Origin of the sequence: Lacrimispora xylanisolvens, from assembly GCF_002934545.1 — a bacterium.
GTDB classification, from domain to species: domain Bacteria; phylum Bacillota; class Clostridia; order Lachnospirales; family Lachnospiraceae; genus Lacrimispora; species Lacrimispora xylanisolvens.
In genome coordinates, this window is record NZ_PTJA01000005.1 from 116,072 (window position 1) to 135,609 (window position 19,538).

Consider the following 19,538-nt stretch of genomic DNA (forward strand, 5'->3'; position numbering starts at 1 on the left):
GCCTCCCCCTAGACTTTATTTTATCCTATTCCGCGTATTTTTTAATTATTCCCCTTTACATTTCGAACGTATTTTCGGTATAATAAAAGAAAAAAGGAGAATCGGATATGTCAACGGAGCCTCTTATTTTCCATATTGATGTTAACTCCGCATTCTTAAGCTGGGAATCTGCAGACCGCTTAAGGCAGGACCCGGAAGCTCTTGATTTACGCACCATCCCCTCTGCAGTGGGCGGTGATGCCCAGTCAAGACACGGGATTGTGCTGGCGAAATCCACGCCTGCCAAAGAATATGGAATTACAACCGGAGAGCCCATTGCCCAGGCTCTTCGCAAATGTCCGGGGCTTACAGTGGTTCCTGCCCGCTTTGATATTTATCTGGAATATTCCAAAAGACTGATGGATCTTTTGTCTGACTATACACCGGATATTGAACAGTTCAGCATTGACGAAGCCTTTCTCGATATGACTTCCACCATCCATCTGTTCGGATCTCCCATTGATACAGCCAATCTCATACGGGAGAGGGTCTGGCAGGAACTGAAATTTACGGTGAATATCGGAATTGCACCCAATAAGCTGCTGGCCAAGATGGCTTCGGATTTTAAAAAGCCCAACCTCTGCCACACTCTGTTTGCCCATGAGATTAAAACCAAGATGTGGCCTCTTCCTGTGGGAGAGCTGTTTTTCGTAGGACATTCCGCAAAGCAGAAGCTTGTAGGGATCGGCATTCATACCATCGGACAGCTGGCAGCCTGTGATGTAAAATATTTAAAGCACCTGCTGGGAGAAAAATATGCAGTATTAATTCACGACTATGCCTGCGGGATTGATTCCTCTCCGGTTGGGTACCGGGAACCAGTGAATAAGGGGTACGGAAACAGCACCACTTTGTCAAGAGATGTGGAAGACATGGAAACAGCCCGTTCTATTCTTTTATCCTTAAGCGAAACAGTGGGAGCCAGACTGCGCAGAGATCATGTGTTGTGTGACTGTGTCTGTGTGGAGATTAAGGATTGGGATTTTCATACCACCACCCATCAGACTACCTTAAAATGCCCCACGGATTCTACCACTCTTATTTATGAACACGCCTGCCGACTGCTGGAAGAGTTCTGGGACCGGACGCCCCTTCGTCTTTTGGGTGTGCGCGCCACGAAGATTTCGGATGAGGGATATTTACAGATGAACTTATTTGAATCGGAACAATCAAAAAAGATGAAAGAGATGGAAAAAGCTGTGGATCATATCCGCAGCAAATTTGGTACTGACAGCGTAAAAAGAGCCAGTTTTTTAAAGAAAGACCGGATGGTGGATCATGCAGCTGGAAAGGAGAAGCACATGAAGCAGTGATGTTCTCCTTTCCTCTCTGCTTTTTATCAGTTAAAACTGTCCGCTAATGGGTTTAAAGCCTTCCCCATAAACTTCGTTGGAATCGGTTATGATCAGGAATGCATCCTTGTCCGTTTCATGAATGGCTCTTCGGATGGAGACGACCTGAGAATTGTTGCATGCGCACATAACCACATTCTTTTCATCTTTGGTAAAAGACCCCTGGCCTTTAAAAAAAGTACAGCCTCTGCCCGTTGCTTCTTCGATTTTACATGCTACCTCCTCTTCATGAGAGGTAACTACAAATACCAGTTTGCCGGCGCCCAGACCATACATGATTTTATCAATTACCATGGTCGTCACGATGGAAGAAACCAGACCAAGTATGACCGCATCCACATTGCGAAACACCAGCCCGCCCGCTATGATTACTACGGCGTCCACCACAAGGGAGATCTTGCCGATGGTAAGATGAGGAAATATCTTTCTGATTGCCATAACAAGGAAATCAGTTCCTCCAGTGGAACCGTTTCTTAAATATACCAGGGTTAAACCAAGCCCGGAAAAAATCCCGGTACACGCCGATGCGTAGAGAGGATTGCCCTGATAGGCAGGAAACATGGGAACAACATAATCCAGTACCAGTGCAAAGATCAGCATGCTTTTCATAGAACGAAGAAGAAAGCCTCGTCCCAAAAGCTTATAGCTGACCAGTATAATGGGGATATTTAAAACAATGCTGGTGATACCCATAGGCAATCCGAACAGATAACGCAAAATTAATGCAATACCTGAGACTCCTACCGGTGCAAACTGTGCATTAACAGCAAAGTTATAGATTCCCACATTAAATAAAAGTGCTCCCACAAGATCACACAGCAAATCGATGCCAAGCTCTTTGGGGGAGTATTTATCACGGTCTCCCATCATGTTGTACTGCCTCCGTTTCTCTTTCGATTATTTATAGAAAATAATCATTGATTTCAAATTCTTTTTTGCCAATCTTTATGTGTTTAATCAAAACACTGACCTCACCATCTTCGTCCGTGCAGATTCCGGTTGCATAGATCTGTGTCTTACCATAGGATTCCGTCAAATTCAATTCTTTATCCAGAATTCCCTTATCTGCCAGCGCTTCTGCAAGATCAAGCAAAACCTCCTCTACTTCTTCCTCAATATGGTATTTCTCAAACTCTGCTTCTAATTCCTCATACGTTTCTTCATTAAACATCTGATAGCCCCCTTTCCATTTTTACAAATTAATTATACACGCAAGTTGCTTCTTGTCAATCATGTTCCCTCATGATAGAATCGGTTTATGAAAATGACCATAAATTACTTAATCACAGAAGCGTCCGACCAAAAAACCATAGGGCAGTTTCTACTAGACCAGGGGTATTCCCAAAGCCTGATCCGGCGCTTACGCAATACGGAGAATGCAATCACAGCCGGAGGCAGGTCCGTATACACCACATACAGACCAGCAACAGGAGAGGTACTTACCATCACGTTTCCCCAAGAGAAAGATTCTGAAAATATCGTACCCACTGAGATGTCAATGGATATCTTATTTGAGGATGAGCATCTTCTGGTTATCAACAAAGCGGCGGGCGTTCCCATTCATCCCTCCCAGGGGAATTTTGATAATACCCTGGCCAATGGACTGGCATGGTATTTCAAAAAAAGGCAGGAGGCTTTTACCTTTCGTGCCATTAACCGACTGGACCGTGATACCACCGGTCTCTTAATTATTGCCAAAAATCCATTAAGTGCCTGTATCCTGTCTGACATGGTGAAAAAGCATGAAATACACAGAAGGTATCTGGCAGTGGTTCAGGGTGAACTTCCAAAGGAGGGAATCATTGACTCTCCCATAGCCAGAACCCACGATTCGACCATTGAGCGTTGTATCGACCCGGTTAACGGCGATCCGGCAAGAACCTTTTTTTGCCGTCTCTTTTATGATCCCGTCACAGGACACTCCCTTGCAGGACTTCGGCTGGAGACCGGACGAACTCATCAGATCCGGGTTCATCTAAAATCCATTGGGCATCCTCTGCCAGGTGATTTTCTTTACAATCCGGATTACCGCTACATAAACCGGCAGGCACTCCACTCCTTCCGTCTGGATTTTATCCATCCGGTCACCAGAGTTCCCCTGTTTTTTGAGGCAGCTCTTCCGGAAGATATGCGGTTTATTGGTGTTACATCCACCGAAGGCCTTTGGGATAATGATTTTTAAGTATTCCAGCGGCCAGTTTTGCAAACCCAATGGAATAACCATCTGTCACAACCAGCACCCAGCCTTTCTTATCCAGCCTGACTGGCCAGGAAAAGGGGGCTGAAAGCGTCTGTCCTTTTAAATATTTCACTATATCCTCATGATTTGCAGGTATCTCCGCCCAGGAAAGAACCTCCTCTTTTCTTAAGGAAAGAGCCAGTGCATGGGAAGGCTCAAACCGGTTCTTTTTTATGGTACCCATGTGAAGTCCGGGACGGATTACTTTAATTCCCTTTAAATCAATCATCTCCGGCGGAAGCAGATAGAGCTGTTCTCCAAACAGGATATATTCTTTTCTGTCTAAAAAAACTTCCGGATCAGCAAGCAGTTCCTTTAAAAATAACTCTACTTCTTTCCAGATAACTTTATCCTTTAAATAGGCAGGAGAGGATCTTTTTCTTTCAGAAACCATATCCCCTTCTTTTTTTAATACAGCCAGATAATGACCTTCCCCCTCTGACTGATGAGGCCAGATGCGGAATGTCTTCTTTAAGTCTTCTGATCCGTACTTACTCCACTTTGGCATGCCATGAGAAAGTCCCGGGCGCTCCCCCTTATCCACAACGGAAAAATCAGGGTGGGAAATCAGAAACGATTCAATCACCTGCTCATTTTCCTCGGGAGAAAAGGTACAGGTGGAATAGACCATGGTACCCCCTGATTTTAACATCCCGGCAGCATTTTCAAGAATTTCTCTCTGCCTCCGGGCGCAGACTTCTACGTGATCCGGGCTCCATTCCAGTCTGGCAGCCTCGTCCTTTCGAAACATTCCTTCTCCGGAGCAGGGAGCATCCACTACAATCCGATCAAAAAATTCAGGAAATTTAAGGGACAGTGAATGAGAATCTTCATTGGTAACAACAGAATTCCCAATTCCCATTCGTTCCACATTCTGGGCAAGAATCTTCGCCCTGGCAGGATGAATCTCGTTGCTCAGCAAAAACCCTTTTCCTTTTAATTTACCAGCAATATGGGTTGTTTTACCGCCGGGGGCGGCACACAGATCAAGAATCTTCTCTCCTGGCATCGGATCTAAAAGCTCTACCACTGCCATGGCACTTGGTTCCTGAATATAATATACACCGGCTTCATGATATGGATGCTTTCCGGGGCGCTGTCCTGCCTGATAATAAAAGCCTTCCGATGCCCAGGGGACTGGTTCAGATAAAAAAGAAGATTGGCGGACAAATTCACCCGGATCTGCTTTTAATGGGTTAATCCTGAGTCCCAAAGCCCGGTCCTCCTCATAGCTTTTTAAGAAAGCATCGGATTCATCCCCCAGCAATCCTTTCATCTTTTCCACAAATTTATCCGGTAATTGAATCATTTTAATTCCTCTTCCTGTCTATTTTTAAAATCCCCATAATTTTATGTTATTTTTTCAAGTTAGTGGCAAACTAAATAGAAGAAATATCCGGGAGGTGCCATATGACTTTATTAACCATAACCGCTTATATTATCATCCCTGTCTATACCATACTGTTTGCCTGGGGAACCAACTGGTTCACCCTTAATTTTTCCGTTCTTGGAAGCCTGGCAGACAGAAAAAACCTGTTTCTTTTATGGGGTATTATTGTTGGTGCTTATTTTTATTACGTTTTAAAAAAGATTATCCGTACACTTCCCAGAAATAAAAAGGAGATGGTATTTACTACATTAGCCCTCCTTCTTTTAGGCCTGGCAGTTACCATCCCTTATCTGCCTGATTCACAGCCCTTTCATGCCGTTCTCCATGTGTTTTTGTCATTTGCTGCTTCCATCTCTCTCATGATCAGTCTTTATCTGGTGACATGGAAGCTTACCTGCATGAATCAGTCTGTTTATCGCCCTTATTTCATCAGTCTGATGGGAATCACGGTGGTATCCGTGATTCTATTTTTCCTGACTGGAATTGTCAGCTCCGCTCTTGAAATATTCTTTGTTATTTCAAGTACTTTTTTGCTGCATAAGCTCTATTTAAAGGTATGCAGTCCGGCTATCTCCCTGAGATACCAGAGATTTTAAAGAAAAGGGCTTCTATGGCCGGATAACCAGGCGGGCACCTGCCATCTTTTCCGCAATCTCATACATGTTGGTCACGGTTCCTACGCTGAGTTTTTCTGTTAATTCATAAAAATTCAGACAGGTTCCACAGGTTAAAATCTCAACTCCCTGAGCTTCCAGCGTCTTTAAATCTTCCAGAGAGGCAGAGCCCTCGGTCGACAGCCTGGCTCCTCCATTGTAAAGCAGTATGGTTTCAGGGAGTTCTTCCAACTGGGTCAGAGCATATACAAAACCTTTCATCAGAATACGGCCTAATTCTTCACTTCCGGTTCCCATCTGGTCAGAGGATAGTACGGCGACCAGACCTTTTTTTCGGCTGTCAGGTTCACATTCTTCTAATGTATTCTTCTGTACAGACTCAGCTCCTTTTTCCATGTAAAACAGGATCTGATATTCTTTCTCTGACAGCTTTGCGGAAGAAGGATTCACTCCTGAATAATTTCCCAGTTTCATCACATTCTGAACAGCAATCTCATTATCAACGAGAATGGTCAGAATTCCTTCCGTCATATCTTTCATGGCTTCCTTTGCTCTGATAACCGGCTGGGGGCACGCCAGCCCTCTGGCATCAACTGTTCGGTCCATACTTCCTTCTCCTTTTCTTCTATGCAATAAAATCAAAAGCCGGGACCGGCTCCATATCCCGGACCTTTCCCGACTTTTCATTCTTAATTCACTTTTTACTCTTCTTCCTCGTCTTCGCCGACAAGCTCATCATATTCTGCTTCGTCTAACATCTGATCAAAGGCATCTGCAACGATTTCATATTCCTCGTCATCTTCGATATTTTCAAGATTTGGCTGTCCGTCTTCGCTTTCGGAATAACGATACAGATAAACTTCTCCCTCTTCTGCCTCAGCGCCTTCCATAGGAAGCAGAGCGATATAATCTCTCTCGTTTGCTGTGAAAATTGTAAGTACAACGCACTCCAGTTCCGATCCATCATCCAGGGTCAGTGTTACTGTCATCTCCTCCTGGGGTTCCATCTCATCGTGCTCTAAATTAGGATCCTGTGCCATCCTGATACCTCTCTTTTTCCATCTTAATATAGGTGTCTGTTTACACCTTTCTTCACTCTATCAAACAATTGGCTAAAAATCAAGGGATTTTGTCCTTAATATTCAATTCCTCTTCTGGCATTGATACCCCGGTCATAGGGATGCCTGATCTTTTTTATTTCAGATACGTAATCCGCCTGATCAAGGAGCTGGCTGGAAGGATTTCTGCCTGTAAGCACTACTTCCAGATTCTCTGGCCTGCCGGAAATAAACTGAAGTACCGTTCCCTCATCCACCAGTCCGTAATTGCATACAGCCATAATTTCATCTAAAACCAGCAGGTCAAAGGGTTCGTTCACCGCTTTTTCCAGCACGCGGTCCAGAAGACCGGAATAATAAATTCTGGCTTCCTTTTTTTGTTCGTCTGTCATATTGGTGAAAAACCCAAAGCTTTTCTCACAGGGCATGACTGTGATACCGGAAAGGGTTTGAAGGGCCAGTACCTCTCCGGAATGATCGGTTTTGAGAAACCGGGCAATGAGTACCTTTTTATTACAGCCGCTGGCACGGACTGCCAGACCGATGGCTGCCGTTGTTTTTCCTTTTCCATCTCCACAGTAAATGTGAACACAAGATTCCATAACCATTCCCTCCTTAATTTTTCTCCAGATACTCCCTGACAAAACGGGATACATCCTGTTTTTTTCCGTATCGTTCCTGAACATAGTTTACATGAAGCCGTTCCTTGGCCCTTGTCATCGCCACATAAAACATCCGTCGCTCCTCTTCTAAATCAGCTGGAAGAACCGCCTTCTGATGTGGGGTCACGCCTTCATTGGCATCTAAAATATAGACAATTTTGTATTCCAGACCTTTGGAACTGTGCATGGTCATTAATGCCACGCCCTCTGCTTTTGTCTGCCCGGATTTAGCCCGGTTATTTAACTCTTCCCCATACTCTTTCATATGCACCAGCCACTGGTCAAAGGACTGAAATCCTGCCGCACTTTCTGAAAGCTGATCCGCCACCTCAAGAAGTTCCTCCGGTTTCATCCTGCGGTACTGGGCATATTCCCTTAAATAATCATCATACCCAATTGCTTTCCTGATATAATTAACTGCTGCCACTGGCGCCATGTTTTTTAACATCCGCAAATCATATTCCAGCTGTTCCACCCGTTCCACCATGAAACTGCGGTCCTGGTAGAAGGATTTCACAGACTCAAAGTTTACCGGATTGCCTTCCAGCGAATCCCTGCTTATGTAGCGGTTGGGGCGGTTGATGATTTGGAGAACGTTGGCCCTCTGACGGTCACCCTGTGCCGTTTTCATATAGGAGACCAGATTCTGGGCAATCCAGTGATCGTATAGATTGGGAACAGAATCCCGGGTGATAAACGGAACATTATATTCCATAAATTTCTCAATTAAAAGTCTGGGACCCAGATTAGTCCGGTATAAAACAGCGATATCACTAAGTGCATATCCTGCTTTCCCATAATTAAGAATCTCCTCCACAATTTCCATGGTTTCTTCCTGTGGATCCTTCCACAGTCTGGTAACCACTGGTTTTCCAGAGCCTTTGTCTGTTACAATTTTCTTCTGGAATCGCATTTCATTGTGGGCGATCAGTTTCCCTGCTGTTTCCACAATGTCTCTGGTGCTTCTGAAATTGATATTTAAAAGAACCTTCTTCGCATTCTTATAATCTTTTTCAAAACCAAGCATGATTTCCGGCTTGGCTCCCCGGAACCGGTAGATGGACTGGTCATCGTCTCCCACAATAAAAAGATTATCCTCAGGTGCCGCAAGCATACGGACAATTTCGTACTGTACCCGGTTAATATCCTGAAACTCATCCACCAGAATATACTGGTATTTTCTCTGCCACGCTGCCAGAATATCTTTTCTCTGGGTAAAAAGTTCGTGGCACATGACCAGCATGTCATCAAAATCAATGAGATTGGCTTTTCTCAGCCTGTCCTCATACCCCAGATACAGCTGTTTGAATATTTCTTCTGAGCAGTTTTTGGAGTAATAATGATCCAGTGAGATCATATCTCCCTTCACAGAACTGATCTCTGATAAAATAGAGGCAATAAAATCCCCTTCATCTTCCACTTCCACGCTGCAGCGGTCCATTTCTTCCTTTACGAACCTGGTTTTCTGGTCTTCTCTGATAATATTCCTGGCATCGTAGCGATAGGCGAATTTGAGAATACGGAAAAATATGGCATGAAAGGTACCGAAGCTGACAAAGGGAGCGGGATCTCCCATCAATGCATCAAATCGTTCCTTCATCTCTGTGGCTGCCGCCTTGGTAAATGTGATGACCAGAATGCGGGAGGGATCCACGTGATATTCCTCAATCAGATGGCAGACTCTGTGTGTAATGGTAAATGTCTTTCCTGATCCCGGCCCGGCCAGCACTAACATGGGTCCATCCCGGTGAAGGATTGCTTCCTTCTGGGCGCCTTCATAGGTCACTTGTTGTTTCATGTTATCCTCCCAGTGAAACAAAGAAGCAGGAGTCCGGTTTTCTGCCATTCCCCTGCTTTCATCTACTTTTTATAAAGTCTCTTTGCTTAAAAGTTCGATTCCTTTTCTGATTCGATCTAAGGATTCTTCTTTTCCAAGGACCTCCATGATTTCTGTTGCACCTGCCGGAGTCATCTGCTTGCCGGAAACTGCAGTGCGGATGGGCCACATAACATAGCCGGTTTTATATCCTTTTTCAGAAACAAATGTGGAAAGCGCAGCATAGAGTGCATCGTTGCTGTAATCTTCCTGTGCTTCCAGAATGGGAAGTATCTCCTGTAACAGAGAAAGAGAGGTCTGGCTGTCCGTCTTCATCTTCTTATTAAAATACATGGAGCAGTCATATACCGGCAGTTCCTCAAAGAAATCAATATGATTGGCGATATCCGGGAACACTTCGATTCTGGTCTTAACCATGGCAGCGATCTTTCTTAAATCCAGATCCTTTTTAATGACTTTCCTGATATAAGGTTCTGCCATTCCATAAAATCTGTCAAAGTCCATCGCTTTCATGTATTCACTGTTCATCCACTTTAACTTGGTCATGTCGAACACAGCCGGGGATTTACTGATATTGCGGAAATCAAATTCCTGAATTAATTCTTTGAGTGAGAAAATCTCCTGGTTTCCAACTGGTGACCAGCCAAGCAAAGCCACATAATTGACCACTGCCTCAGAAATAAATCCCTGCTCAATTAAATCCTCATAGGAAGCATGGCCGCTTCTCTTGCTTAATTTTTTATGTTCCTCATTGGTAATCAGAGGACAGTGTACATAAACCGGAACTTCCCAGCCAAACGCGTCGTAAAGACGGTTATATTTGGGAGAAGAGGATAAATATTCGTTGCCTCTTACCACATGAGTGATTCCCATCAGGTGATCATCCACTACATTGGCAAAATTGTAAGTTGGGTATCCATCGGACTTAATCAGTACCATATCATCAAGCTCTGAGTTATCTACTGTGATATCACCGTAAATTTCATCGTGAAATGTGGTGGTTCCGTCAACCGGATTATTCTGGCGGATTACGTACGGCATCCCTGCCGCCAGATTAGCCTGTACCTCTTCTTTCGTAAGGTGAAGGCAATGCTTGTCATATACCATGATCTCCTGACCGTCTACAGTTCTCTTTAAAGAATCCAGACGTTCCTGGGTACAGAAGCAGTAGTAAGCCTCTCCTTTTTCCACCAGCATTTTCGCATAATCAAGGTACATTCCCAGAGCGTGACGTTCACTCTGTACATAGGGACCAACTCCGCCATCCTTATCAGGACCTTCATCATGAACAAGTCCTGTCTCTTCCAATGTTCTATAAATAATCTCCACAGCACCTTCTACAAAACGTTCCTGGTCGGTGTCTTCAATGCGGAGAAGGAAATCTCCTCCCTCATGTTTTGCAATCAGGTACGCATACATAGCTGTTCTTAAATTGCCTACGTGCATGCGGCCTGTGGGGCTTGGGGCATATCTGGTTCTAATTCGATTCATTATAAACACACTCCTATATCTTCATTCTCGTGATGTTTCAGACAAATTTTATTATATAACGAACAACTGGAAAAAACAATGACTTCACTCGATTTTTATTCCATTCCAGGTCCCACCGCTTCTGCCTGGGTGTCATCATCGCCTGGCCCGTTGCCAACTGCACCCCCGGTCTGAGGGTCACTATCTCCAGGGAATACCGGAGCTGTGGTCTCTCTTGGTTTCGTCATACCAGGTCCGATCTCCTGAGGTTTCGACGAATCATCCTGTTTAGGAAGAGCAAGAACACGGTTGACAGCATCATCGAGTGCCTGTTTTAAGCTGTCATAAGTTTCCGTTCCGTTTAACTGCTCCAAAAATGTTTTAGCGGAAGCAATTTTATCATCGGTAGTGCTGTCACGGTGATTCAGTCCGTTAAATTCAGCTATAAGAGCCTGCAGGGAAGCTGCTGCCTGTTCCTGGGTCTGTCTGGCTGCATCCTGTGCTGCCTGATTCATCTGTGATTGGGCTTCCTGCTGCTTACGGGCTTCTTCATCTTTCCATTTCTTTGTATCTGCCATTGCTGCAGCTTCTGCCACGGAGGAGAATAAATCCTTATTGCCGGTTTCCTGATCCGTTTTCTCTCCTCTGGAATCCACATTATAAGCGGAAACGGTAGAAGGCATATCCCAGTCCAGGGGAGGCAGATCCTTATTAATTTCAGCCATAAAATCATGCCACATCTTACCGGAATAAGTCTTTCCGTAAACTCCCGGCATCGCTCTTGGAGTATCATATCCCACCCAGATGGCAGTGGTATAATATCTGGTATAGCCGCAGAACCAGGTATCCTTGCTGCTGTTTGTTGTTCCCGTCTTTCCTGCTGCCGGAACACCAATTCCCAGTCCGGAACCTGTTCCGTAAGGCTTATCCAACGTTCCTTTCAGTACATCGGTGACCATGTATGCCGTATCTTCTGTAAAGATTCTTTCATCAGCCTGACTGCCTTTATAAATCTCTCCGTCATACTGGCTCTTAATGCTTGTAATGCAGGTTTTATTGCTGTATTTTCCCTGATTGGCAAGAACGGAATAGCCTTTTGCCATATCCACAACTCTGGCTCCTTCAGTAAAACCTCCGATACTCATACTGCTGTTTCCATTGTCCATATTGCTTAAGCCTACAAAGTGCATTTTCCCCAGATAGCTGATCCCTTTGTCGACTCCGATATCCGTCAGAACCTGCCAGGCGACTGTATTTAAACTCCGGTTTAATGCTTCTCTTACAGACACTTCACCAAAGTACTTGCCTCCGCTGTTTTTGGGCCCTTTGTCAAACAAATGGTCATTGACCAGTCTGGAAGGATAATAAAAGCCGGTTTCAAATGCAGGAGCGTAATCAATCAGCGGCTTAATGGTAGAGCCTGGCTGCCTTCTGCTTAAAAATCCACGGTTATATTCATCATCGGTTCCCCGTCCGCCTACTATCGCCACCACATATCCGGTCCGGTTGTCTACGCAGACAGCCGCTCCCTGTAGTGCGAATTTTCCGTTCTCCTGAACTTCCGTAAACCCTTTTAAATGGGTATCGATGTTGTTTTGCAGCGCTGTCTGCAGTTTGGAATCCAGGCTGGTATGAATTTCAAATCCTCCCTTGCGTACCATATCGCTTTTTGCCTGATACTGCTCCTGATATTCTTCCTTATAGGAATCATAGGAACTTTTACTGTGAAAGACATACTGGAATACAAAGTCATCGTTCTTCATCAGTTCCAGAACGGCAGAATGTATGGCGTAGCTGGTCTGATAATTCTCTGTGGTTCCGCCTTCATAAACCTTGGCGACTGTAAGGGGCTGGGCTTTGGCATTCTCCTGCTCTTCCTTTGTGATGAACTTACAAAGCGCCATATTGTCAATCACCTGATCCCGCTTCCATTTAGAGGTATCGGGATGTGCCACCGGGTCATATCTGGAAGGATTGTTGCTGATTCCCGCAAGAGTTGCTGCTTCCCAGATGGTCAGATCCTTTGCTTCCTTATCAAAATAATAACGGCTGGCCTCGGATACACCATAACTGCGGTTCGCATAATAATTGGTGTTGCAGTAGAATTCCATAATATCCTTTTTGGAATACTTGTCCTCCATCCGGGGAGCAGCAAAGAATTCTGTGATTTTTCTCTGAATGGTTCTCTCCTGAGTTAAATAGGTGTTTTTGATCACCTGCTGGGTGATGGTACTGCCGCCCTGGGTCGCCACACCTTTGTTTTTTATGAAAACCAGACCAGCTCTTAAAAGCCCCTTGTAATCAATTCCATGATGTTTATAGAATCGCCTGTCCTCCTGGGCTATGTAAGCATTCTGAAGATTTTCGCTGATGTCCTTAATTGACACATATTCGTAATGACCGGAATTAATGGTTCCGATTAAGTTTCCTTCAGAATCATAAACTCTTGTATCCATTGGCTGTGAGAAATCAGTTTTGGAAGTCTGACTTATAATGGTGTCAGCCTTTTCCTTACATGTCGTGATCTCATCCTGATATTTTATAAATACGACGCCTCCAGCCAGGCCCCCTATTACCATCGCCAACAGAAATACAAAGAGTATGACCTTTATGGGACGAAAAAATATATTCCATGCACTTTTTCGTTTTCTGCTTTTCTTCCCCATAACAACCTGCCTCCTTCTCTTCTTTTTATGATATAACAAAAACGGGAAGTCTCTTGAATAAGACTTCCCGTTTGTTATAAGCTGATGACGGGACTCGGACCCGTGACCTCCTCACTACCAATGAGGTGCGCTACCACCTGTGCCACATCAGCATTTCTTTGGTTCGTCGCTCGAACCTCGTATATCATAGCATGGGAAAATCTATTTGTCAACGTTTTTTATAAGTTTTTTATAATATACATGAAACTGCAAAAATTCTACAAATACTTCACAAAAAAGTCCTTTATTGAGATGGAAACAGACCAGGAAAGAACAGGATTTTTCCCATTCTTTCCCGTTATATTTTTATAAAATACCCTGGAAGCTTTCCCGTAACGTATCACAGGAATGGCCAAACTGTTTCATCTCTTCTTCTGTAAGGGAGAGAGTTAAAACCCGCTGAATGCCGTTCTTATTTATGATACAGGGAACTCCCGCATATACGTCATTCTGACCGTATTCCCCTCTTAGCATGGTTGATACGGTAAAGACACTGTTCTCATCTCCAAGTATTGCTTTTGTAATTCTGGTTAAAGCCATTCCGATTCCATAGTAGGTTGCCTGCTTTGCATCGATAATACGGTACGCCGCTCCCCGCACTTCATCTTCAATCCGCTTTAACTCTTCCCTGCATACCATATCATCTTCACCGCCGCTTCCGCAAAGTGACAATATGGGTTTGGTAGCAATCATGGCCTGACTCCACGGTACAAATTCACTGTCTCCGTGCTCTCCCATTACGTATGCATGAACATTTCTTGGATCCACACGAAGTGATTCCCCAAGGAGATACCGCAGTCTCGCTGTATCCAGGGCTGTGCCGCTTCCTAAAACCCGTTTGGGATTAAAGCCGGAAAGAGAATAGGTAATCCTGGTCATAATGTCTACGGGGTTGGTTGCAACCAGAAAGATTCCGTTAAATCCGGACTCTGTAACGGGCTGCACAATGGACTCAAAGACGGAGGCATTGCGCTTTAACAGATCAAGTCTGGTTTCTCCCGGTTTCTGTGCCACACCTGCACAAATTACCACAATATCCGCATCGGAACAGTCCCTGTATTCTCCTGCATAAATCTTCATATGGTAACCGGAAAAAGCAAGCCCATGATTTAAATCCATGGCTTCTCCCTCTGCTCTTTTACGATTAATATCAATTAAAACAAGTTCATCACAAATTCCCTGGTTTAACATGGAATAAGCATAGCTCATTCCAACCATTCCAGTCCCTACAAGCGCAACTTTTCTTTTATCTGTTCTCATATTTTATGCCACTCTCCTGTTCGTATTATAGATAGTGTTACTGCATGAAATGGAAACTATGCGTTTGATATTCCCCGTTCGATTTTTTTTGACATCAATTCACTGTTACTGCTGTAAATAATTGCATTTTCTTTAGAAATTCTGCCTTCCTTGTACAGGTTCAGCAGGCTGGAATCCATGGAACGCATTCCTTCTGCCTGACCAGTGGCAATGACAGAATCAATCTGATGTGTCTTGGATTCCCGGATCATATTTCGGATTGCATTGTTAAAAAACATAATTTCAAATGCCGGATAAACACCACCGTCTACGGTAGGGATCAGCTGCTGGGAAATCACAGCCTGCATCACCATGGACAGCTGCATTCGAATCTGCTGCTGCTGATTAGGCGGAAAGCTGTCGATAATGCGGTCAATGGTATTGGCTGCCCCCACAGTATGCAGAGTGGAAATCACCAGATGACCAGTCTCCGCTGCAGTCATGGCAATCCGGATTGTCTCGTAATCCCTCATCTCTCCAACCAGTATGACATCAGGAGCCTGACGCAGTGCCGAACGAAGTCCGGTCACATAGCTGTCTGTATCCGTAGTCACTTCCCGCTGGGTTACCACGCTCTGTTTATGGCGGTGTAAGTATTCCAGGGGATCTTCCAACGTAATAACATGGGCATTTCTTGTATTATTAATCTTATCAATAATACAGGCAAGGGTGGTTGTCTTTCCGCTTCCCGCCGGTCCTGTTACCAGTACAAATCCTTTTGTCAGTCTGGCTGCATCGATTACACTTTCCGGAATATGAAGCTCCTTATAGTCAGGGAGATCGAAGTTCACCACACGAATCACTGCAGCCAGAGAGCCTCTCTGTCGGAATACGCTGGAGCGGAATCTGGAAACTCCAGGTATGGCAAAGGAAAAATCATCATCACCATGTTCCCTTACTTTTCCCATGTCCCGTTCTCCTGCCAGCTGGTAAAGCTCCGTGATCAGCAGCTCCATCTGGGCGGGGTACAGCTTTTCCTCACTCTGGTAAACAATTCTGCTCCCGATCTTATACGAAAATGGCATGCCTGGCACAAGAAAGATATCAGATGCCTTCTGTGCCACAGCAGAACTCAATAAATCTACTACCTTCATCTTCCAATCTCCTGCTCTGTCAATTCCCACCCTTAAAAACCGGCAGGGATTGATCAATTTCATAATCTTCTGTCTGTATGACTTTCCACTGGGATATTTCAATTTTCCCGCTCTGATCCGGTGGTACATGAAGCTTTATGGAAAGAGACTGGGATCGTTTCATGGGAATCTGAGTGGATGCGATCCCGGTCTGTGAATCATAGTAATCCCCCAGATTTCCGGAATGTGAATTTTGCAAAACCATCTGATAAAAGACTTCTCCCTCTTTATCTGCCCTGTAATACTCTGCAACGGAATCTGCATTCCGCTGTGCAAGATTCCATTCACTTTTGGCAGTACTAAGAGAAAGCATCCCAAAAGTAACCAGACAGAGAATCATAAATATCAGAATAAGAGTAGGAGTTCCCATATTGGCCCTGTAGCCAATCTCCTGTTTCGCCATATGATTTCTCCTTCACTCAAGGGTTTTCGTGCCGGCTTACCGCCAGGGTATAAAGCGTATTTCCGCCTTTTGATACAGTCACTTCCGCTTCCAGTTCACTTATAAGTTTAACCTCTCCATAATAAACTGCATGGGACTGGTCAGTGGCATTTCCTTTTTTATCAAACATCATGGTATAGGTCTCCTCCGAGGAATCCTTTTTCACACCATTTAAACGTTGAATCAGCCCTGCTTCTCCTTCTGCCTTCCAGATCTCAGCTGCACTTTGGGCAATCAGAACACTCTGATTTAAATCTGCTGCTCTTTTACTCAGCAAGTCCGCCTTTACAAATGCCTGAATGCAGACTGCTGCACACAGCAGAAAGAAAAATACGGCGACAATCATCTCCATCATCATTACATTGGATCTGTTTTTTCTATTCATCTGCAGCTCCTTTGCTTCTTAAAGAAATAAAGAGCTGGCTTCCTGTTTCACCTTCCGATTTCAAATGGAGAAGGTGGTCCTCCATATCCATGGTGATTTCTTTGCATTCCAATATCTGATTTCCGTCACCAATGGATAATCCACTGTTCTGATCTGCAAACAGCTCCCATAAGCTTCCGTCACGGTAATAAATCTGTGTCACATACGAAGTGTCTTCTATGTTCTGCTTTAATGTAAGTACCTGCACTCCATCCACATCGGTCAGTGATACAGCACCGGCTTCATCTGCCTGCCTGACCTTATTGGCAATATAACTGAAAGCAATATCTTTCTCATAGGTCAGTTCCGATCTGTTATTGATGTTTTCATAAACTCTGCCACCGATCAGGATCAGAAACAGAGCACACATCACAAACACGAGAAATAAAAGGAGGGGAAAAACGATAGTTCCCAACCGGCTTTTTGGTAATTCTTTTCCTGCCATGGCTACCTCTCTATGGATTTTGTAAGTTAACCGTAATATCCGGCATGAAATTTGATGCGAATCCGCTGTAAAATACATCGTAGCGGTCCCGATCTATTTTAATACCGTAATTTTCTTCTAAATACTCCACACTGGGTGGATATCTTCCTTCAATGGCATAGCACTGAACCGATGCCCTGCGTATGGCATCCCGTAAAGTTTCTGCGCCTCTTTCTCCAGACCGCTTTGAAAAAGTCAGAGCGGAAGAGACAAAAAGCACAACGGCGAGAGAAAACGCCCCAAGGGATACAAGCTGTCCTAACAGCTCTTTTCCTGAACCATTTGGTTTTTTCATAGAGACCTCCTAGCCGATGGCAGACAGGACACCGATTAACGGCAGCATGACTGACAGAAGAATCATTCCCACAGAAACTGCCAGAACTGCTATCACAGTTGGTTCAAACCGGCCAATCATCTGCTCTGTGGCAAGATCAGCCTCTTCCTCATAGCTTTTTGATATCTCTGACATCACACTGTCCAGACGGCCGCTTCTTGTTCCCACTTTAATCATCTGGATATAAAACCCGTTGAAAAGGCCAGTATCTTTCATTGCGCTGTAGTAGTCGCTGCCAGCTTCCAGCTGACTGGCACACTGACGTATTTTCTCTTCCACTGCCGGATTTTCTACCAGCTCACCTGCAAGCTCCATACCCTTTTCCAGATCCAGCCCGCTTTTTAAAGTAAGGGAAAGAACTGCAGTAAAGCGGCGGTTTGCTATGGATTTTGCTATTTTACTTCTTCGTTTGATCCAGTTAAGTAATCGTTCTGCAAGAAGGAATCTTCTTCCGTTCCTCCCCAGAATCCAGACAAAAAATGCTGCAATCCCAAGGAGAAGAATGATTACCAGCGAAATGGCACAGAAGATTCCTCCCAGTCTTGTTGCAGCAACTGATACCGGCGGCATCTGGGCCCCCAGCTGTTTATATACCTTTTCAAATACAGGCATTACCCTGGTAAACAGTACAAACAGAACAATCAAAAGCATCCCGATCATCATTGCCGGATAGGAAACCGCATTCTTCATGTTCTTCTTCATAATATGTTCTTTTTCATAATATCCGGCTAAAGACTCCATAATCTGATCCAGAGTTCCTGTCTCTTCTCCAAGTCTTGCCATCCGGACCAGATAAGCCGGAAATGCGCCGGTTTCTTTCAATACTTTGGAAAACGGATTTCCCAGCTCTGCTTCCTCTGCCATGGATAAAAGCAGCTTCTTTTCTTCCTGATGCTGCGCATCCTCCGCCATAACAGACAATCCCTCATCAAGAGGGATTGCTGCATGAAGAAGAATGGATATCTGAAGGCAGAATGCAGAAAGTTCCCGGGCAGAATACTGTTTTTTCTCTACTTTTGCCATCTGTCCTTTCTCCCTTTTCATTCCATTCATTAATATGTATATTTCGCCTTATAATTGGAGCTGTTTGTAATATAATCCTTAATGGAAGGATCATTTTTTCCCGATGAGGCAAAGGTGGGATCCATCAGCTTCCACTGAGTACCGTCAAAATAAATGATATTATCCACCCAGCCCTGTCCTTCTATGTACACGCTCACCCATGCGTGGTAAAGACTGCCCGTATATCCCACCACCAGTTTGGTTGGGATATTCTGAGAACGAAGCATGGCTGTCATGACAGCTGCATAGTCAAAACAGATTCCCTTTTTCACAGACAGAACGTGATCCACATTAGGTAAGTAACCGGACTGGACTGAATTGGCAAGTGCGGTATCGTATGTAAAATTCTGTACAACGTAATTATATACATTGCTTACAACTCCCAGTGCATCTGCTGCAGAAGCAGCAACTTCTGCACCTTTAGCAACCACGGCGCTGCCGGCAGTAAAGTTCACATACTGGTTGGGATATAAAAATGGTTCATACTCATTGGACAGCGTTACGTTTAAGCTGTTATTGGATTTTACCGCATACTGGTTTCCGGAAACCTGTTCCAATACCCGAACGGTATAGGTTCCGCTTCCTTCAGTGAGAGGAAATACTTCATATGCCGATCTGGAATTCAGATCATAGGTATATGTCTCGCCCCCGCTTTTTATAACCTGAACCTTAATTTTAGCTGAATTACCGGTATACTGCACCATCACATAACCATGGCTGGTATTGGATGCATCTAAAAGAACGGAATTGCTGTTGTAAGTAACCGTTCCTGACGCCTGGGGAACCTTAACACTGCTTCCCGCAGGTTTGGAATAAAGAGGAACTGCCTCATCTTTAATTGTAACAACCGTTTTCCACTCTGTGGCTTCTGCTGTCTGATCAGCAGAAGCAATCCGGTTTGCCGGAGCACAGCCGTTTAAAGAAAACAACAGGGCTGCACTGACGGCGGCGGCAGCCATACCTTTTTTTCTCATGCTCATCATCTCCTAAATGG

The 19,538-nt window shown here is 44.5% G+C and carries 20 protein-coding genes and 1 tRNA gene; 3 read left to right on the forward strand and 18 right to left on the reverse strand.

The genetic code is table 11. The features are described from left to right. Positions 1–107 precede the first annotated feature (107 nt). Entirely contained in the window at positions 108–1,352 is a 1,245-nt protein-coding gene (locus BXY41_RS10910) for a DNA polymerase Y family protein (RefSeq protein ID WP_104436875.1), read from the forward strand. A gap of 30 nt (positions 1,353–1,382) precedes the next feature. On the opposite strand, the gene BXY41_RS10915 is transcribed toward BXY41_RS10910, so the two are convergent. Both BXY41_RS10915 and BXY41_RS10920 read right to left on the reverse strand, forming a co-directional pair. Continuing rightward, entirely contained in the window at positions 1,383–2,261 is an 879-nt protein-coding gene (locus tag BXY41_RS10915; protein WP_104436876.1) for a YitT family protein, read from the reverse strand. 31 nt (positions 2,262–2,292) lie between these two features. Then, positions 2,293–2,562 (reverse strand): U-box domain-containing protein 56, encoded by a 270-nt coding sequence (locus BXY41_RS10920; RefSeq protein WP_104436877.1) that lies wholly within the window; start codon positions 2,560–2,562, stop codon positions 2,293–2,295. A gap of 87 nt (positions 2,563–2,649) precedes the next feature. Here BXY41_RS10920 and BXY41_RS10925 point away from each other — a divergent pair, with 87 nt between their 5' ends. After that, positions 2,650–3,573 carry an RluA family pseudouridine synthase gene (locus BXY41_RS10925; protein ID WP_104436878.1) on the forward strand — a complete coding sequence of 308 codons (924 nt, stop codon included), beginning with the start codon at positions 2,650–2,652 and terminating at the stop codon, positions 3,571–3,573. Here BXY41_RS10925 and BXY41_RS10930 read toward each other — a convergent pair. Further along, positions 3,536–4,939, reverse strand: a complete 1,404-nt coding sequence (locus BXY41_RS10930; RefSeq protein WP_104436879.1) for an RsmB/NOP family class I SAM-dependent RNA methyltransferase — start codon at positions 4,937–4,939, stop codon at positions 3,536–3,538. The two genes, BXY41_RS10925 and BXY41_RS10930, sit on opposite strands and share 38 nt — an antisense overlap. A 101-nt stretch (positions 4,940–5,040) precedes the next feature. Between BXY41_RS10930 and BXY41_RS10935 the strand changes: the two genes are divergently transcribed. Next, complete coding sequence (locus BXY41_RS10935; RefSeq protein WP_104436880.1) at positions 5,041–5,616, forward strand: hypothetical protein; 576 nt, start codon at positions 5,041–5,043, stop codon at positions 5,614–5,616. A 12-nt stretch (positions 5,617–5,628) separates the two neighbouring features. Here BXY41_RS10935 and yedF read toward each other — a convergent pair whose 3' ends face one another. The 15 genes from yedF to BXY41_RS11010 all read right to left on the reverse strand — a co-directional run bounded on the left by yedF (position 5,629) and on the right by BXY41_RS11010 (position 19,518). Beyond that, entirely contained in the window at positions 5,629–6,240 is a 612-nt protein-coding gene (yedF, locus tag BXY41_RS10940; RefSeq protein WP_104436881.1) for a sulfurtransferase-like selenium metabolism protein YedF, read from the reverse strand. Between the two features lie 95 nt (positions 6,241–6,335). Then, positions 6,336–6,674, reverse strand: coding sequence for a DUF1292 domain-containing protein (locus BXY41_RS10945; protein WP_104436882.1), 339 nt, complete (start codon positions 6,672–6,674; stop codon positions 6,336–6,338). A gap of 95 nt (positions 6,675–6,769) precedes the next feature. Continuing rightward, positions 6,770–7,294: a cob(I)yrinic acid a,c-diamide adenosyltransferase gene (locus BXY41_RS10950; protein ID WP_104436883.1), complete on the reverse strand. Its 525-nt coding sequence runs from the start codon at positions 7,292–7,294 to the stop codon at positions 6,770–6,772. A gap of 13 nt (positions 7,295–7,307) precedes the next feature. Continuing rightward, positions 7,308–9,140, reverse strand: coding sequence for an ATP-dependent helicase (locus tag BXY41_RS10955; protein ID WP_185140357.1), 1,833 nt, complete (start codon positions 9,138–9,140; stop codon positions 7,308–7,310). A gap of 81 nt (positions 9,141–9,221) precedes the next feature. Further along, a complete protein-coding gene (gene gltX / locus BXY41_RS10960; protein WP_104436884.1) occupies positions 9,222–10,682 on the reverse strand; it encodes a glutamate--tRNA ligase in 1,461 nt (486 codons plus the stop codon). 95 nt (positions 10,683–10,777) lie between these two features. Next, positions 10,778–13,327 carry a transglycosylase domain-containing protein gene (locus BXY41_RS10965; protein ID WP_104436885.1) on the reverse strand — a complete coding sequence of 850 codons (2,550 nt, stop codon included), beginning with the start codon at positions 13,325–13,327 and terminating at the stop codon, positions 10,778–10,780. Positions 13,328–13,406: 79 nt separating this feature from the next. Next, a tRNA-Thr gene (locus tag BXY41_RS10970) sits at positions 13,407–13,479 on the reverse strand. A 193-nt stretch (positions 13,480–13,672) separates the two neighbouring features. After that, positions 13,673–14,626, reverse strand: a complete 954-nt coding sequence (locus tag BXY41_RS10975) for an L-lactate dehydrogenase (protein WP_104436886.1) — start codon at positions 14,624–14,626, stop codon at positions 13,673–13,675. A 56-nt stretch (positions 14,627–14,682) separates the two neighbouring features. Then, entirely contained in the window at positions 14,683–15,759 is a 1,077-nt protein-coding gene (locus BXY41_RS10980; protein WP_104436887.1) for a type IV pilus twitching motility protein PilT, read from the reverse strand. Between the two features lie 19 nt (positions 15,760–15,778). Then, positions 15,779–16,201 carry a short-chain dehydrogenase gene (locus BXY41_RS10985; RefSeq protein WP_104436888.1) on the reverse strand — a complete coding sequence of 141 codons (423 nt, stop codon included), beginning with the start codon at positions 16,199–16,201 and terminating at the stop codon, positions 15,779–15,781. Between the two features lie 16 nt (positions 16,202–16,217). Further along, the gene (locus BXY41_RS10990) at positions 16,218–16,625 is read right to left on the reverse strand and encodes a hypothetical protein (RefSeq protein WP_104436889.1); all 408 of its coding nucleotides are present in this window, start codon (positions 16,623–16,625) and stop codon (positions 16,218–16,220) included. Next, the gene (locus BXY41_RS10995) at positions 16,618–17,109 is read right to left on the reverse strand and encodes a DUF4860 domain-containing protein (RefSeq protein ID WP_104436890.1); all 492 of its coding nucleotides are present in this window, start codon (positions 17,107–17,109) and stop codon (positions 16,618–16,620) included. The genes BXY41_RS10990 and BXY41_RS10995 overlap by 8 nt, the downstream gene beginning before the upstream one ends. Before the next feature lie 10 nt (positions 17,110–17,119). Then, positions 17,120–17,443: a hypothetical protein gene (locus tag BXY41_RS11000; protein ID WP_104436891.1), complete on the reverse strand. Its 324-nt coding sequence runs from the start codon at positions 17,441–17,443 to the stop codon at positions 17,120–17,122. A gap of 9 nt (positions 17,444–17,452) precedes the next feature. Continuing rightward, positions 17,453–18,505 (reverse strand): type II secretion system F family protein, encoded by a 1,053-nt coding sequence (locus BXY41_RS11005; RefSeq protein WP_104437101.1) that lies wholly within the window; start codon positions 18,503–18,505, stop codon positions 17,453–17,455. 29 nt (positions 18,506–18,534) lie between these two features. Beyond that, on the reverse strand, positions 18,535–19,518 hold the full coding sequence (locus BXY41_RS11010; protein ID WP_104436892.1) for a transglutaminase-like domain-containing protein: 984 nt from the start codon (positions 19,516–19,518) through the stop codon (positions 18,535–18,537). Between the last annotated feature and the right edge of the window lie 20 nt (positions 19,519–19,538).

Bases quoted from the DNA above. Each gene is read 5' to 3' on its own strand.
- BXY41_RS10910 (WP_104436875.1), top strand. From the start codon at position 108: ATGTCAACGGAGCCTCTTATTTTCCATATTGATGTTAACTCCGCATTC.
- BXY41_RS10915 (WP_104436876.1), bottom strand. From the start codon at position 2,261: ATGATGGGAGACCGTGATAAATACTCCCCCAAAGAGCTTGGCATCGAT.
- BXY41_RS10920 (WP_104436877.1), bottom strand. From the start codon at position 2,562: ATGTTTAATGAAGAAACGTATGAGGAATTAGAAGCAGAGTTTGAGAAA.
- BXY41_RS10925 (WP_104436878.1), top strand. From the start codon at position 2,650: ATGAAAATGACCATAAATTACTTAATCACAGAAGCGTCCGACCAAAAA.
- BXY41_RS10930 (WP_104436879.1), bottom strand. From the start codon at position 4,939: ATGATTCAATTACCGGATAAATTTGTGGAAAAGATGAAAGGATTGCTG.
- BXY41_RS10935 (WP_104436880.1), top strand. From the start codon at position 5,041: ATGACTTTATTAACCATAACCGCTTATATTATCATCCCTGTCTATACC.
- yedF (WP_104436881.1), bottom strand. From the start codon at position 6,240: ATGGACCGAACAGTTGATGCCAGAGGGCTGGCGTGCCCCCAGCCGGTT.
- BXY41_RS10945 (WP_104436882.1), bottom strand. From the start codon at position 6,674: ATGGCACAGGATCCTAATTTAGAGCACGATGAGATGGAACCCCAGGAG.
- BXY41_RS10950 (WP_104436883.1), bottom strand. From the start codon at position 7,294: ATGGAATCTTGTGTTCACATTTACTGTGGAGATGGAAAAGGAAAAACA.
- gltX (WP_104436884.1), bottom strand. From the start codon at position 10,682: ATGAATCGAATTAGAACCAGATATGCCCCAAGCCCCACAGGCCGCATG.
- BXY41_RS10965 (WP_104436885.1), bottom strand. From the start codon at position 13,327: ATGGGGAAGAAAAGCAGAAAACGAAAAAGTGCATGGAATATATTTTTT.
- BXY41_RS10975 (WP_104436886.1), bottom strand. From the start codon at position 14,626: ATGAGAACAGATAAAAGAAAAGTTGCGCTTGTAGGGACTGGAATGGTT.
- BXY41_RS10980 (WP_104436887.1), bottom strand. From the start codon at position 15,759: ATGAAGGTAGTAGATTTATTGAGTTCTGCTGTGGCACAGAAGGCATCT.
- BXY41_RS10985 (WP_104436888.1), bottom strand. From the start codon at position 16,201: ATGGCGAAACAGGAGATTGGCTACAGGGCCAATATGGGAACTCCTACT.
- BXY41_RS10990 (WP_104436889.1), bottom strand. From the start codon at position 16,625: ATGAATAGAAAAAACAGATCCAATGTAATGATGATGGAGATGATTGTC.
- BXY41_RS10995 (WP_104436890.1), bottom strand. From the start codon at position 17,109: ATGGCAGGAAAAGAATTACCAAAAAGCCGGTTGGGAACTATCGTTTTT.
- BXY41_RS11000 (WP_104436891.1), bottom strand. From the start codon at position 17,443: ATGAAAAAACCAAATGGTTCAGGAAAAGAGCTGTTAGGACAGCTTGTA.
- BXY41_RS11005 (WP_104437101.1), bottom strand. From the start codon at position 18,505: ATGGCAAAAGTAGAGAAAAAACAGTATTCTGCCCGGGAACTTTCTGCA.
- BXY41_RS11010 (WP_104436892.1), bottom strand. From the start codon at position 19,518: ATGAGAAAAAAAGGTATGGCTGCCGCCGCCGTCAGTGCAGCCCTGTTG.